The sequence below is a fragment of the Chryseobacterium sp. 22458 genome, from assembly GCF_052044975.1.
In the GTDB taxonomy this organism is placed as follows: Bacteria; Bacteroidota; Bacteroidia; order Flavobacteriales; family Weeksellaceae; genus Chryseobacterium.
This window is the reverse complement of record NZ_JBQEOA010000003.1, coordinates 662,522-675,746: the sequence shown is the minus strand read 5'-3', so window position 1 is coordinate 675,746 and position 13,225 is coordinate 662,522. Positions and strand designations below refer to the sequence as shown.

At 38.3% G+C, this 13,225-nt stretch carries 10 protein-coding genes; 6 read left to right on the top strand and 4 right to left on the bottom strand.

What is annotated here, in order from left to right:
* Position 1 precedes the first annotated feature (1 nt).
* A complete protein-coding gene (locus ACTJJF_RS14025; RefSeq protein WP_312297616.1) occupies positions 2–709 on the bottom strand; it encodes a response regulator transcription factor in 708 nt (235 codons plus the stop codon).
* A gap of 191 nt (positions 710–900) precedes the next feature.
* On the opposite strand from ACTJJF_RS14025, the gene ACTJJF_RS14020 reads away from it, so the two are divergent.
* From ACTJJF_RS14020 to ACTJJF_RS13995, 6 genes are all read left to right on the top strand, one after another.
* The gene (locus ACTJJF_RS14020) at positions 901–1,470 is read left to right on the top strand and encodes a helix-turn-helix domain-containing protein (protein ID WP_312297614.1); all 570 of its coding nucleotides are present in this window, start codon (positions 901–903) and stop codon (positions 1,468–1,470) included.
* Positions 1,471–2,250: 780 nt separating this feature from the next.
* Positions 2,251–5,076 carry a TonB-dependent receptor gene (locus ACTJJF_RS14015; protein WP_440700044.1) on the top strand — a complete coding sequence of 942 codons (2,826 nt, stop codon included), beginning with the start codon at positions 2,251–2,253 and terminating at the stop codon, positions 5,074–5,076.
* A 9-nt stretch (positions 5,077–5,085) separates the two neighbouring features.
* Positions 5,086–6,384 carry a DUF5690 family protein gene (locus ACTJJF_RS14010; RefSeq protein WP_440700043.1) on the top strand — a complete coding sequence of 433 codons (1,299 nt, stop codon included), beginning with the start codon at positions 5,086–5,088 and terminating at the stop codon, positions 6,382–6,384.
* Positions 6,385–6,395: 11 nt separating this feature from the next.
* Positions 6,396–7,550 (top strand): TIGR03364 family FAD-dependent oxidoreductase, encoded by a 1,155-nt coding sequence (locus ACTJJF_RS14005; protein ID WP_440700042.1) that lies wholly within the window; start codon positions 6,396–6,398, stop codon positions 7,548–7,550.
* Between the two features lie 7 nt (positions 7,551–7,557).
* Positions 7,558–8,226, top strand: a complete 669-nt coding sequence (locus ACTJJF_RS14000) for an HAD-IA family hydrolase (RefSeq protein WP_440700041.1) — start codon at positions 7,558–7,560, stop codon at positions 8,224–8,226.
* Between the two features lie 416 nt (positions 8,227–8,642).
* Positions 8,643–10,496 (top strand): alkaline phosphatase family protein, encoded by a 1,854-nt coding sequence (locus ACTJJF_RS13995; RefSeq protein ID WP_440700040.1) that lies wholly within the window; start codon positions 8,643–8,645, stop codon positions 10,494–10,496.
* A 79-nt stretch (positions 10,497–10,575) separates the two neighbouring features.
* Here ACTJJF_RS13995 and ACTJJF_RS13990 read toward each other — a convergent pair whose 3' ends face one another.
* The 3 genes from ACTJJF_RS13990 to ACTJJF_RS13980 are packed head-to-tail and all read right to left on the bottom strand — an operon-like array spanning position 10,576 to position 12,904.
* Entirely contained in the window at positions 10,576–11,061 is a 486-nt protein-coding gene (locus tag ACTJJF_RS13990; RefSeq protein ID WP_440700039.1) for a GNAT family N-acetyltransferase, read from the bottom strand.
* Positions 11,062–11,077: 16 nt separating this feature from the next.
* Positions 11,078–12,493: a PLP-dependent aminotransferase family protein gene (locus ACTJJF_RS13985; RefSeq protein ID WP_440700038.1), complete on the bottom strand. Its 1,416-nt coding sequence runs from the start codon at positions 12,491–12,493 to the stop codon at positions 11,078–11,080.
* A gap of 45 nt (positions 12,494–12,538) precedes the next feature.
* Positions 12,539–12,904, bottom strand: a complete 366-nt coding sequence (locus ACTJJF_RS13980; RefSeq protein WP_440700037.1) for a hypothetical protein — start codon at positions 12,902–12,904, stop codon at positions 12,539–12,541.
* Positions 12,905–13,225 lie beyond the last annotated feature (321 nt).

Sequence of the window (13,225 nt, the reverse complement as noted above, 5' to 3'; positions counted from 1 at the left end):
ATTATGTCTTTTTCAATACATAACCCATCCCTATCACCGTGTGAATCAATTTATTATCATCATGATTATCCAGTTTTTTCCTTAAATAATTAACGTATACATCTACTACATTGGTCCCAAGTTCGTAGTTTACGCCCCACACCGCATCCAGGATTTCAGCTCTGGAGATTACTTTCTCAGGGTTATTAAGGAAATACAGAAGTAATTTATACTCTGTGGAGGTAAGAGAAATATCTTCTCCGGCACGGGTCACCTTTTTAGTATAGTCGTTCACCGTAAGATCCGAAAACTGAAACACATGTTCATTATCCGGCTCAGGTTCTGCCACTTCCTGAGGCCCGTTGTTATGGCTCCTTCTCAGCAGGGATTTTACACGGGCAACCAATTCAATGAATTTAAATGGCTTCACAAGGTAATCATCTCCTCCACTTTCCAGACCAAGCACAATATTCTCAGAAGTTCCCAAAGCTGTCAGGAATAGAATCGGAACACTTTGATTGGTTTTTCTTATTTCTTTGCATACATCCAAACCGTTCATTTCCGGAAGCATAATGTCCAGAATTACCAGATCGAAATCGTTGGCCTGAACGAGCTGCACTCCTGTACGCCCATCAAAAGCCACAGAAATTTCATACCCGTTTTCCTGAAGCCCTTTTTTAATAAAAGAAACTACGCTGGTCTCGTCTTCGATAAGAATAATTTTTTTCATAAATGAAATAAGGAGTTTTACAAAAATAGGGAAATTTTTCCTGAAAAGCCGGAAGCACTCAGGAACGAAATTCATCATTTACATCCTCTGCAATAATTTTCAATGAATTGATTCCTTCCTTATATACAATCTCTACAGAATAATATTACCTTTGTTTCTCAATATATAATTCAGGTTAAATTACACAGCGTATGAATGACTTTTTAATAGGTATCGGTAAGAGATTAAAGGATATTAGAAAAAAGAATAATTTAACCATTAATGAACTGGCTTTCAAAGCCAATGTAAGCAACGGTCTTGTTTCCAGGATTGAAAACGGGAGAACCATTCCTTCACTTCCTGTTTTACTGGATCTTATTCAGTCACTTGAGATTGATGCCAGCTATTTCTTTGAAGGTGTAGAGAAAAAGTCTAATGCGAAATTCATTTATGTTCCCAAAGAAAGCCAGCAGATCATAGAAAAAGAGGTTGAAGCTGAAGGCTTTAAATACATGCATATTTTCAGCAAAAGTCTTCACTCTTTAGGCTTTGAAGCTGTTTTACTGACTCTTGAGCCTAATTCTAAAAGGGAAAAAGTAATCACCGATGCCTGGGAATTCAAATATATTTTAAAAGGCAAAGTCAAGTATGTCATTGATAATGAAGAAGTAATTCTGAAAGAAGGTGATTCATTATATTTTAACGGTAAGTTTCCACACGTACCGGTAAGTATTAGTGATGAAAGCTGTGTGATGCTGGTGCTGTACTTTTATACTGCGTAGTAGTTTTTATCAACAGCACATTCCCTTAGCTCATTCTATTCAATAGGGACGGGCTTTAGCCCGTTCTCATTAAAAAGATTATTTCCATTGGCTTTAGCCTAAACTTATCATCCGTGTGACAGATTTTCAATGTAACGAAAAACCATTGAGTCTTTTACAGCAGAACTGCATATTTTTCAAACGCAAAGGCTTATTTTTCCAGGTATAATATCTTAAGGGAGCAAAGATTGGAATCAATGAAATTGGTTCTGTCTAAGCGAACGCATATCCATAAAATTTCATCAGCGGCAACGTTGCATCTTTGCTCCCTTCCATAAAAAATTGAATCTTTGAAACTTTGCGTTAAATAAAAAACTTATCCGCCTTTTTCCTAAGTCAAACGATGAAAAAAATTCAAAGTTTCCGAACCGGTAAGCCTTTATTTTATACTTTTCAGATCTACTTACTTTTGATCTACGTTATTGGTCCTGACAAAAAAGTTTACAAATATGCAACTTTTAATTTTCTATTCTTTTCTTAAATGAACGGAATATTAACTGAAAAAGGGCCTTTTTTATGAAATATTTCCATCAATCATTTTCAGGTATTATTTACAAAAAACGTTGATATAGTGAATTTAAACAGCATTTAACAGTGTTTTCATTCATTAATTTCTTTAGCTTCCAAAGTAAACCAGGCGTAACAAAAAGTGCTTATTTGTTAAACAATACTTAATACAAAATATTTATATATATTAAAATTATTAGCGTGATTTGCATAAAAAATTTAATATATGTAAAAATGAAAACAACATTAGAGAAATTACTTACCCTTGTTTTTGTCTGCTTCATTATTTTTGTTTCAGCGCAGAAACAGTTAATTATAGGAACTGTTCTTGACGACAGCCAGCCACTTCCCGGCGCCTCAGTTAAAATAAAAGGGCTGTCGAGAAATACAGTCACTGACGTTGACGGAAAATTTACCATCAATGATATCAAAGAAGGTCAATACAACCTTCAGATAAGCTACATCGGCTATGAATCTGCTGATATTAATGTTGACCTGAAATCAGGAGAAACATTTGACCTGGGAACGATCAGGCTTTCTCAGCAGCGAAAAAATATTGATGAAGTTGTAGTGACCGGAACTTTGAAAAATACGGAAGCAAGAGCATTAAATCTCCAGAAAAATGCGATCAATATTACCAATGTTATTGCTTCAGACGGAATCGGAAAGCTACCGGACAGAAACGCAGCAGAAACGGTACAACGTGTACAGGGAGTTTCTATCGAAAGAGACCAGGGAGAAGGAAGATTTGTTTCACTGAGAGGTCTTCCGCCATTCTGGGCATCAACGACCATTAACGGAAACAGGCTTCCCACCGCTGAAGAAGAGACCACTTCCAGAGCGACGGCATTTGACTTCTTTCCAACAGAACTGATCTCTTATGTACATGTTAATAAGTCTTTTACCCCAGATATTGAAGCGGACGGAATTGGCGGCGGCGTCAATTTCATTACCAAAACACCCCCAATGAAAACAGAGTTCAAAGCAACTTTGGGAAGCGGATATAATGGCAAGGCAGATAAAGGGGTTTACAATCTTGGATTGCTGTATGGCGGAAGAACAAAGGATAAAAAGTTCGGGTATCTTTTCAACTTTGCCCATTTTATCAGAAACTGGTCTACAGATAATTTTGAAGCGAGAAGAAGTGGTGATGAAGGTGTATTCAGAATGGAGCTGCGTGATTACAACGGAGTAAGAAAAACAACCGGTATCAATACTGCTTTTGAATATGTTTTATCACCCAAGACAACGTTCTATCTGAAAGGAATGTATGGTACACTTTCAGATGACGAGACACACTATAAACACAGAATCAGGTTTGATAAATTCAGTTCTGCAAATAATACGGCCAGGGTTGAACTTCAGAATATTCACAACCTTCTGATTACAGAACTTACGTCTGTGTCTTTGGGAGGAATTCATAATTTAAATAAAGGAAAAATTGACTGGGATTTATCTTATTACGACAATAGGTTCAAGTATGGTAATATTCCTGATAAGCAGAACAATTCTTATTATGTCATCAAATACACTCAATCAGGGGTGGGCATCAATCCGGATTATATCTCGGATCACGGAAACGGACCAAGAGCGTACTGGAAAGCCGACGGTGGGAAACTGGATTATAAAAACCCCGACGCTCTCTTCGGTTTCTACAGCGATCCTAATTTTAAAATGGATGCTTCCCGGATGAGATTTACAGATCTTGAATTCTATAAAGTTTTTGTGGAAGAAAAAGATAAAATCGTGGCAGCGTTCAATCATGAGATCAATGCTTCTGATCAACTGACTTTAAAGTACGGTTTCAAATACCGAGACAAAGAGCGTAATGCGAAATTCTCCGATATTTTCTACAACTGGAGCAGCGGAACGGCACCCCTTCTGTCAGATTATTCCCAATACATCACCACACAAGCCAACGGGCGGAAATATTTAAGTGAAATGAATGCCCATATCGGGAATACTTTCGGACCTGTGCTTTCCACGACCGGAATGAACCAGTTCTGGTACCAGAATCAGGGGAACTTACAGATCAATACAGCAGATTCTGAAGCTTTAGAGTATAATAAAGCATTGGGAAGAAACTTTGATGTGTTCGAAAAGCATGCAGATGCTTATGGAATGGCAACTTACAAACTGAATGATAAGATAACCCTTCTTGGAGGAATCAGATTGTCAAATACCAATACGAAAGTAAGGGGATACAGCGTAATTGACGACGTCCTTACGCCTGTTGAAAATACCAAAAACTATCTGGCTGTTCTTCCGATGATCCATTTGAAATATACATTGAATGACAAAACCAATCTCCGTTTTGCAGCTACAAGAACGTTCTCAAGACCCAATTTCGGAGACCTTACGCCGGGAGGAACTTATATTGAAGCGGATAATAAATTCAAGGGTGGAAATCCTAACCTTAATCCTACCTATTCATTGAATTTTGACCTGATGGGAGAATATTATTTTTCCAATGTGGGAATTCTGAGTGGTGGTGTTTTCTATAAATCAATTACAGATCCTATCTTCCAGGATTCTTTCATCGGAAATTATAACGGAATCAACGGGGTACAGTTTACAGCTCCCAACAACGGGAATGCAGCATGGCTAGGCGGTGTCGAATTGGGAATCAATAAAAGGTTTGATTTTCTGCCAGGTTTCCTTCAGTATTTCGGGGTACAGCTTAATGCGACTTTCATGACTTCTGAAATGGAAAAACCAAGCGGAAGAAAGGTTGCCCTACCCTATCAGGCTAAAGAACTTTATAATGCCCAGCTTTTCTTTGAGAAAAAAGGTTTCAATGCAAGACTGGCTTACAATTACAAAGGAAAATATGCGGTGGAATATGCTGAAGATGACATCAATGATTCTTATTACGGCAAATACAGCAACCTTGACTTCGGAGGATCTTACCAGTTTACAAAATATCTGACTTTATATGCAGATGTAAACAATATCCTGAATAAACCGCTGATCTATCACTTTGGTAAAAACGAAGACCGGCCTGAGCAGGTGGAATACTACGGAGTAAGATTCAATCTTGGAATAAAACTGAATTTCTAAACCATTACCATGGCCAGAACCATCAATAAAAAAACATTAGTAACACTGAAGGCAGCTTTTGCCGCTTTCGGTGTTTACTTCTGCATGTACGGTTTCAGAAAACCTTTCACTGTAGCTTCTTTTGAAGGGCTTTCGTATTTCGGAGTAGATTATAAGATATTGATTATCATCGCACAGGCTATCGGATATTTTATTTCAAAATTCATCGGAATCAAATTTATTTCCGAGCTGAAACCTAAAAAAAGAGTTACTTATCTATTCGCTTTCATTGCAATTGCTGAACTTTCTCTGTTAGGATTTGCAGCGGTTCCTGCTCCTTATAATATCCTGTTTATGTTTATCAACGGAATACCATTGGGAATGATCTGGGGTATTGTTTTTTCATACATCGAGGGGCGTAAGACAACGGAGATTATAGGGCTTTTCCTATGTTCGAGCTTTGTGGTTTCTTCAGGATTTACAAAGTCCGTAGGCAAATTCCTGATGGATACTTTCCATATCTCAGAATTCTGGATGCCTTTTTCAGCCGGGCTTGTCTTCATAGTTCCACTGATCCTTTTCGGGATCCTGCTGGAAAGAATTCCGAAGCCTACTGAAGAAGATATTTTGCTCAAAAACAAGCGCCAGCCATTGAACGGTACAGAAAGAAAAGCATTGGTTCAGCAGTTTTTTATCCCGATTGTATGCATTATCTTTCTGTATATCTGCCTGACGGTTCTGAGAGATTTCAGGGATAATTTCAACCGTGAGATCTGGGACGGACTGCATTTTACTTTTGACAGCTCAGTTTTCACATTAACAGAAATTCCCATTGCAGTAATGGTTCTTGTGATCCTGAGCTTTATGGTGAAGGTGAAAAACAATAAGAAAGCTTTTGCTTTTTATCATTACATTCTTTTTGCTGGCATTCTTACCGTGGGGCTTTCAACTTATCTATTCCAGCAGGGTTTATTATCACCGTTTTTATGGATGACGGTTTCAGGCTTTGGAATGTACATCTGCTATATTCCTTTCAACGGAATTTATTTTGACAGGATGATTGCCGCATTTGAAATCAAAGGAAATGTAGGCTTTCTGATCTATATCGTAGATTCATTCGGCTATCTGGGAAGTGTCCTGATCCTGCTGTACAAGAACTTCGGCTCGGCAAAAACTTCGTGGCTTAATTTTTATATCGGATTAAATTATATTATTACAGCCTCTGTATTTATTCTTTCGGTGATTGCTTTTCTGGCTTTCAGGAAAAAATCAAAGCCGAAATCAAACTCTAATCAATTCATCAATTTCGATACGTCGAAAATTTTATAAATTATAGTACAATGACAACAAAATTTGATTTACTCGTTGTAGGAGGTGGTATTTTAGGAACGTTCCATGCCTATCATGCACTGAAGAGAAACCTAAAGGTAGCTTTACTGGAAAGAAATTCCATACCTCAGGGCGCTACGGTAAGAAATTTCGGACAGGTGGTTCCCTCCGGAATGGATCTTAAATGGCAGAATTTCGGAAGAGAAAGCCTTGCAATATATAATGAACTTCATACTCAGGCTGATCTTACCATCAGACAAAACGGCTCTGTATACATTGCTTCCAATGATGAAGAGCTTCAACTGATTGAAGAGCTTTATGAAATCAACAGAAATAATGATTATGAATCTGTTTTATTATCAAAAAACGACTGCATCAAGAAGTTTGACGGTCTTCGTTCAGACTATTGCAAAGGAGGTTTATTTTTTCCACAGGAACTTTCCGTAGATTCTGCAGATATGATTGTAAAGCTTCATAAGCTGCTTCAGGAAAAAATGGGGCTTCAGATTTTCTACAACACAACGGTTCTGGAAACCCATGAAGATGATCAGAAATGTACTGCAGTAACGGCAGACGGAGCTGAATTCTACACTTCCAAAATGATTATTTGTGGTGGACATGAATTCAAAACTTTATACCCCACCGTATTCAATGAAAGTGATCTGGAAGTAAGTAAACTTCAGATGTTACAGACCAAACCACAGGGGATTTATTCGCTTCAGGGGAATATTCTTACCGGTCTTTCGATCAGAAGATATGAGTCGTTCAGCGAATGCCCTTCTTTCCAGAAAATCAAGGCTTTAGAAGATTCCAATTCATTTGAGAAGAAATATGGAGTTCATATTTTATTCAAACAGGCTCTGGATGGTTCGGTAATCCTGGGTGATTCTCATGAATATGCCGATGCCAGAAATGCTGATGATCTGGGCTATGACCTTAATATGGAGATTGATGAATTCATGATTCATGAAGCGAAGAAAATTATTGATCTTCCTACGTATGAAATCCAGAGAAGATGGTTCGGGATTTATTCGCAGTGCAAAACAAAAGACATTTTTGAGTACAGCCCATCTGCCAATATTCACATTGTAACGGGAATCGGAGGAAAAGGAATGACGGGAAGCGGTGGTTTCTCTAAGTTTAATATTGAAAAAATTTACGCATAGAATTTAAATGAAAAATATAGAATTACTGGTTCTGGATATGGCCGGAACAACAATTGACGAGGATAATGTAGTGTATAAAACCCTTACGGATGCTGTGAATGATTATGGCTATGAAGTAAGCCTTGATAAAGTATTATCTACCTGTGCCGGAATGGAAAAACTGGAAGCGATCACAAGCTTGCTGAAAGAAATTAACGGTAACGAGGAAGATGCTCCTGCTATTTTTGAAAATTTTTCGGAACAGCTAAAAGAGTCGTACCAAAATCTAGAAGTAAGGCCCATCAACGGAACGGAAGATTTTCTTCTGAAAATGAAGGCTCAACATAAAAAAATAGTTTTAAATACAGGTTACACCTCCGAAATTGCTCATCAGCTTTTAAGTAAACTGAACTGGAAAGAAAACATTCATTTCGATGCTTTAATTACAGCGGATGATGTTTCAGAAAGCCGTCCAAGTCCTGAGATGATACATCTTGCAATGAAAAAATTCAATATCATTGAAGCCGATAAGGTTTTAAAAGCCGGGGACTCCGTGATTGATATTGAAGAAGGAAAAAATGCAGGCTGCGGGCTAACGATTGCCGTACTTTCCGGCGCCCAGAACAGGCAGGAGCTTGAGCGGGCGAAACCTGATTATATTTTGAATACGATCTCTGAGGCTGAAGATATTCTTTAACAACTTCTTTTCACACTTTATTATTAATTCAGCCTCATTTTTTTACATACTGATGCACAAATGTTTTCATGATATACTTTGAAAATGTTTGTGTTTTTTTGACCACCCCGTCAAATCAAAGATTTGCCACCCCTCCGCAGGAGGGGAATGTAGCACCTTCGGTTGATATTTTCACAAAACATGAAGTTTCGGTAGACTTAAAACTATTTACTAATACAAGATTGTCACTTAAATAACCGATATTTTTTTAATCATTTGTGACTTTTATGGTTTTACGGTTCAACTTTTTTAGGAACTTTTTAATTATCAATTAATTAATTTTCCGTTCACATATGTTTACAAATAGTAAACTAATTTTACAATTATTAAAAATAAATTACTATTTGTAAACTTTTCTTTTTCAAAACCCTTTTCCCATGAAAACAAAACTATTCTCAATGGCGGTTGTAATGAGCTGTTTCCTTGGAGCTCAGACCAAAAAAGTTTTATTTATCGGTATTGACGGATGTCGTGCAGATGTAATGATGTCTACTCCCACTCCAAACATCCAGAACCTCATCAACCAGTCTATTTACTCTCTCGACGGGCTTTGTGCTGCCACTACCTGGAGCGGAAACGGCTGGAGCACCATGCTTACCGGGGTATGGCACACGAAGCATAATGTTCAGGACAACAATTTCACCATCCCGAACTATGTCAATTATCCGGATTTTCTCACAAGGGCTGAAACTTTCAACCCCGGCTTAAGAACCATTTCACTGGCTCACTGGTCTCCGATCAATGATAAAATTGTGCAGAATGCCGATGTAAAAACCAATCTTGCAACAGATCTTGCTGTGAAAAATGCTGCAGTAAATGCTTTACAGAACGACAATCCTGATATTCTTTTTGTAGACTTCGATGATGTGGATCATGCAGGTCATTCTTACGGTTTCTCTTCAACGGTTCCACAATATGTTTCTTCGATCCAGACCACAGATTCTTTTATCGGGGAAATTGTTGCTGCAATGAAAAACAGATCTACCTATGCTAATGAAGACTGGCTGGTAGTATTAACAACAGATCACGGAGCGGTAGAAACTTCTCATGGAGGAGGTGCTCTATCTGAAAGAAATATTTTTACCGTGTATTCCAATCCTGGATTTACTCCTCAGCAGATCAGCAAAACGGTTCTGGAATCTGATAAAACATTTAATCAACTGAACTTTCCTGCAGGAACGTATGCAAAACCAACTAATCAGATCCCTTTTAACTTTGGAACCAGTCAGGATTTTACGATTGAATTTTGGGTAAAGCCGAATGCTTCCTATAGCAGTGATCCTGTAATGCTTGGAAATAAAAACTGGGCAAGCGGAAAAAATAAAGGAATTATTTTCTCAGGATATTCCGGACAGACCTTCAAAATGAATATCGGTGACGGAACCAACAGAATTGATCTGACAGGCGGAAAGGCAGAAACCAACAAATGGAAACATATTGCCGCCAGCTTTGACAGGGACGGGCTTGTTACGCTTTATGAAGATGGTGTTCCGGTAACTTTTGCCAAAATGAGCAGTATCGGAAATATTGATTCAGGGCTTCCTTTGACCTTAAACCAGGACGGAACGAATACATACAGTCTCAACCTGGCAGCGTCTTACAAAGATGTCAGAATCTGGAAATCAGCTCTTCCCAATGATGTGATCGTGAACTGGGCCAACCAGGACATTACACCGTCACATCCTTATTACGCCCAGCTCCTTGCTAACTGGAAATGTAATGAAACTTCCGGAAATACACTGGCAGATTCAAGTCCTAATGCCAACAATATGATTATTACCGGGTCTCCTGTTTATAATGCCAATACAACCAATAATTTCAAAATTTATGACTATACCTCAACCACAAGGGAAACAGACCACTTTCCTACAGTATTGAACTGGCTTTGTATTCCGGTACAGTCTTCATGGGGAATAGACGGTACCAACAGAATTCCGGCATGTTCCAATGAAATATTGGCCGCAAGAGAAATAAAGACAGCCGCTGATGGTTTAAAAATATTCCCTAATCCTGCTTCTACAAGCATTGGCTTTCAGTACAAGTCTGAAGATAAAGTAATTAAAGCTGATATTATTGATGCAAAAGGAGCTCTTATTTCAACACATCATCTGAAATCTGCAAACGGATATTATGATGAAAAACTGAATATTGAAAACCTCGCAGCCGGAATGTATTTCCTTAAAATCAACGGAATCAAAAAATCTCTGACGAAAACTTTTATTAAAAGATAAAACAGTAAAGCAATTAGATTTAAATTTTTGATATTAGAACAAGGATTTTCTATCCGAGTTCTAATATCTTTTTTTATTCCTATACATTGATATCCAGTTGCATCTGTACATCTACACGGTCATAGCCGGCATCTGTAATAGGAATGTGCCTGAAACCCAGCTTTTCATATAACTTTATTGCCGGAACCAAGGCTGAATTGGTTTCCAGAAGTACTTTCTCAGCTTTCAGATCTTTGGCCAGATCCACCAATGTTTTACCAAGCAGATATCCGATTTTCTTTCCCTGCGCCTTAGGACTGACTGCCATTTTTGCCAGTTCAAATACAGAAGGCTCATGTTCCGATTTCATTAAGGCACATGTTCCTACAGCTTCCCCATTCAGTAAAGCAAAAACAATATGTCCGCCTTTCGCTAAGATCTCTTCTTCGGGATGGTCCAGAATTTTATAATCACTGGCTTCCATCACAAAGAATGTTTTGATCCATTCTTCATTTAAAGTTTTAAAGGCATCTTTATATTGAGGTTCATAAGTCACTATTTTTACTTCATCTTTAGTATCATTCATCGCTATAAATTTTAGTTTAAATTCTGTTTTTAATCAGTTTCCCCAGTTTTTCAAGATCGCTTTCAACACGGTCTGTCCATTCCAGTGCATAGTTCAGCCGCATACAGTTCTGGTACTGGTTATATTGTGAAAACATTCTCCCTGGGGCAAAATTTACTTTCTGGTCCAGCGCTGCATCATAGAGGTCTTCTGTACAGATTCTTTTATCCAGTTCCAGCCAGAGCATAAAACCGCCTTTGGGCTCCGAAACTTTGGTATTATCCGGGAAATATTGATTCACTGCCTTCTGGATCTGTAGATAATTGGCATACAGTTTCTTCCTGAACATTCTCAGATGATGGTCATAGCGCCCGTATGCAAGAAAATCTGCAATCACATCAGAAAATAATGATGGTCCGCTTACTGTCTGAACCAATTTCTGACGGATGATTTTATCTTTAAATTTCCCGGGAGCTACCCAGCCCACCCTGAATCCAGGAGCCAGTGTTTTTGAAACGGAGCCCGCCCACATCACAAGATCTGCTTCATCATAATACTTACAGGGCTTTGGTCTTTCTGCTCCGAAATAGATATTCCCGTACACATCATCTTCAATGAGGGGAACATTATATTCTGTAATCAGCCTTACCAGTTCTTTTTTATTCTCATCCGGCATCTGGAAACCCAGCGGATTGTTAAAGTTGGTCACAAAACAACATGCGGAAAGCTTTGGTAATACCTTTTTTAAGGCATCCAGATCTACTCCATAAATAGGATGGGTAGGAATTTCCACTGCTTTCAATCCCAGCAGCTGAATGGCCTGAAGCATTCCAAAATAGACAGGACTTTCCACGGCTACAGAATCACCGGGTTGGGTAACTGCCATTAAGCAATTGTAAACAGCATTCATAGCACCGGAAGTAATCACGATATCATCTTCAGTTATCTTGCCCTCCATCACTATAGACCATTTGGCAATTTCACGACGGAGAACCTCGCTTCCCTGCACCGGCTCGTAATTGGTACCGCTGTCACTTTTCCGCTTCATTACATCAATCATACATTTCTTCATCTTGGCTACGGGAAGAAGACTTTTCCCCGGGATTCCCAAGGCAAATTGTGTAATATCCGTTCCTTCGATCGTTCCGAAGACTTTATCAATAAGATCCTGCGGGGTATTTTTCTTTTCCGACAGTTTCATTTGAGCCACAGAGGGCAGCGCCAGTTTCCGTTGGGAAGTCTGGCTTACATAATATCCGTATTTGGGGCGGGACTCTACCAGAGAACGGCTTTCCAGCTCCATATAAGCCTGCTTTACGGTATTCAGGCTCACATTATAGAGTTTTTGGGCACTTCTCAGAGAAGGAAGCTTCTCACCGAACTGCAGTGTTTCACTTTTGATCTGCTCCGTGACGGAATTGGCTATTTTAAGGTACAGAACATCTTTAGACATTGAATTCCTGTTTTAAGTAAATGTACAATTTTCTCTGAGTTTTTATTAAAAATTCAGCCAATCTACCATATTGCTGATGCTGCTTTTCAGTTGATCAGCATTGCGGAAATTAGGGGTATTATTCTTTTTAAAATAGCGTTCAGCCTTTAAAGCAAAGTTTTCTTTTTCTGTTTCCGGCATTCTTTTTTTATTAAACATTTTAAAAGTGATACCGTCTTTTTCATTAATGATAAGACTCGCAAATGCTATGATTTCGTTTTTCTTTTTTGCCAAAAGGAAAGGAAGTCCGAAACTTTGATTGACTGTCTTATCATCCTGTGCCTGTAGAAAAATATTTTTCAGTATCAGCAGGTCTGAAATATAGACTTCAGCATATTGAATCTGTTCATGATGTTGAACTATTGTTTCCATAAGTGTTTTTCTTGCTTAACAAAATTATGGAGTCCCAGGCTTTGGATACAGATACAGAAGAATAGAATATAATGGGTACAGATTTTCATTTTTTAATCTTGAATTCCGATTGTTATGGATCTGTTGGAAAAACGCAAGGGCGCAAAGGTTTTTATTTTATCTTGTTTTTAAGGCGCAAGAAAATTAAAGATTTTCAGCAAGGATGTACATAATCTTGTGGTTACATGCTAAAAACCAGAATAACATGATACATAATTTTTTCTCGAGATCACACAGATTGCGCAGATCCTTGCGTTGAAATAAAAATCTGCGTAATCTGCC

What these genes read in the sequence shown, in the direction of transcription:
- ACTJJF_RS13985 (WP_440700038.1), bottom strand. Translation starts at nt 12,493, where the DNA reads ATGTCTAAAGATGTTCTGTACCTTAAAATAGCCAATTCCGTCACGGAG.
- ACTJJF_RS13990 (WP_440700039.1), bottom strand. Translation starts at nt 11,061, where the DNA reads ATGAATGATACTAAAGATGAAGTAAAAATAGTGACTTATGAACCTCAA.
- ACTJJF_RS13980 (WP_440700037.1), bottom strand. Translation starts at nt 12,904, where the DNA reads ATGGAAACAATAGTTCAACATCATGAACAGATTCAATATGCTGAAGTC.
- ACTJJF_RS14020 (WP_312297614.1), top strand. Translation starts at nt 901, where the DNA reads ATGAATGACTTTTTAATAGGTATCGGTAAGAGATTAAAGGATATTAGA.
- ACTJJF_RS14010 (WP_440700043.1), top strand. Translation starts at nt 5,086, where the DNA reads ATGGCCAGAACCATCAATAAAAAAACATTAGTAACACTGAAGGCAGCT.
- ACTJJF_RS14015 (WP_440700044.1), top strand. Translation starts at nt 2,251, where the DNA reads ATGAAAACAACATTAGAGAAATTACTTACCCTTGTTTTTGTCTGCTTC.
- ACTJJF_RS14005 (WP_440700042.1), top strand. Translation starts at nt 6,396, where the DNA reads ATGACAACAAAATTTGATTTACTCGTTGTAGGAGGTGGTATTTTAGGA.
- ACTJJF_RS14025 (WP_312297616.1), bottom strand. Translation starts at nt 709, where the DNA reads ATGAAAAAAATTATTCTTATCGAAGACGAGACCAGCGTAGTTTCTTTT.
- ACTJJF_RS13995 (WP_440700040.1), top strand. Translation starts at nt 8,643, where the DNA reads ATGAAAACAAAACTATTCTCAATGGCGGTTGTAATGAGCTGTTTCCTT.
- ACTJJF_RS14000 (WP_440700041.1), top strand. Translation starts at nt 7,558, where the DNA reads ATGAAAAATATAGAATTACTGGTTCTGGATATGGCCGGAACAACAATT.